The organism is Nitrosophilus sp. (assembly GCF_982775275.1).
Genome location: NZ_CEXZHP010000326.1, coordinates 1 through 1,165, shown reverse-complemented (window position 1 = coordinate 1,165; position 1,165 = coordinate 1). Strand labels below are relative to the sequence as shown.

Genomic DNA, 1,165 nt, shown 5'->3' with positions numbered 1-1,165 from the left:
GGCTAATGAAACTGGAGGAGGACGCTGTTGACATGACGCGTGACGAGTTTATTGCGAAGCACGGAGAGTATGAGGTGGACATCTGGGACCGCGTCAATGAAGTGGACGCGGAAAGTTATGTCCGGATAAAAAGGGGTATGGACTGCTTTACGGTCCGCGGGCTGTGAAAGTAAAAAAACACGGGGTCAAGATGACCTACAGCAAACGAAATCCCGTTGCGCAGGAAGTGCGGACGGAAAAATACAGGTCACAAACGGTGCCCGACAGGCACAGGGAAAGGAAGGAGAATGACAAGTGGAAGGAAATGATAAGCTACTTGAAGAGCCTAAGCTGAAGTACCCGGACTGCTGGCCCATGGTCCGTATTACGTGGATGGACGCCATGGACGGCGATACGGGATGGGTACCACTCAGCAAAATGCGCGACGCCAAGCTGGCAACGTGTATTGACATTGGATGGATGATACGCAATGACGATCTGAGGGTAACGATTATGGGCTCCTGGTGTTTGGATCCGCAGGAAACAAAGGAAGAGGACAAGGAAGGCGGAAGGTACATCACCATCCCGAAAGGTTGGGTGAAATCAATCATCTACCTGCAAGAGGAGAAAAAAACATGGACATGAACAGACTGCTAAAATCGGTGAAGGCCCATGAGGGCTACAGGGACCACGTGTACCTTGACACAAGGAACAAGAGAACCGTGGGAGTGGGCCACCTATGCGTGGAGGACCATTGGGAGGACGGAGTGGCATATCCCGAGGAAATGCTCATGAAGGTCCTAAAAGATGATTTAAAAAACGCCATACGGGGCGCTGAGGAGCTTTGTAGCGACTGCCCGGTACTGGATGACCAGGCAAAAGAGATCATCGTGGAGATGGTGTTTCAGCTAGGAAAAACGGGTGTCTCGAAATTCCGTAATATGTGGAAGGCGTTGAAGGTTCCCGATTACCCGACGGCGGCAAAAGAAATGCTGGACTCGCGTTGGGCGAAACAGACACCCAACAGGGCAAAGGAAATGAGTGATCACATGGGGAGTTTGGCATGACACTGGAAAAACTCGAGAAGGAGATTAAAAAGCTGAAGGAACGAATCAAGAAGATCGAGAAGATCCTTAAGGAAGAGGAACATGACTTTGACAAGTGGGAAGGAACGGATCCGGACTGA

General features: G+C 50.6%; 3 protein-coding genes. All 3 read left to right on the top strand.

Annotation, left to right across the window (positions count from 1 at the left end; all coding sequences use genetic code 11):
• Positions 1-294 precede the first annotated feature (294 nt).
• The 3 genes from AC30RD_RS09725 to AC30RD_RS09715 are packed head-to-tail and all read left to right on the top strand — an operon-like array spanning position 295 to position 1,165.
• Entirely contained in the window at positions 295-624 is a 330-nt protein-coding gene (locus AC30RD_RS09725) for a hypothetical protein (protein WP_489494361.1), read from the top strand.
• The gene (locus AC30RD_RS09720) at positions 621-1,046 is read left to right on the top strand and encodes a glycoside hydrolase family protein (RefSeq protein ID WP_489494360.1); all 426 of its coding nucleotides are present in this window, start codon (positions 621-623) and stop codon (positions 1,044-1,046) included. The genes AC30RD_RS09725 and AC30RD_RS09720 overlap by 4 nt, the downstream gene beginning before the upstream one ends.
• Positions 1,043-1,165: a hypothetical protein gene (locus AC30RD_RS09715; RefSeq protein WP_489494358.1), complete on the top strand. Its 123-nt coding sequence runs from the start codon at positions 1,043-1,045 to the stop codon at positions 1,163-1,165. Before AC30RD_RS09720 ends, AC30RD_RS09715 begins: the two co-directional genes overlap by 4 nt.

Coding starts and splice junctions, on each gene's coding strand:
- AC30RD_RS09715 (WP_489494358.1), top strand. CDS start 1,043: ATGACACTGGAAAAACTCGAGAAGGAGATTAAAAAGCTGAAGGAACGA.
- AC30RD_RS09720 (WP_489494360.1), top strand. CDS start 621: ATGAACAGACTGCTAAAATCGGTGAAGGCCCATGAGGGCTACAGGGAC.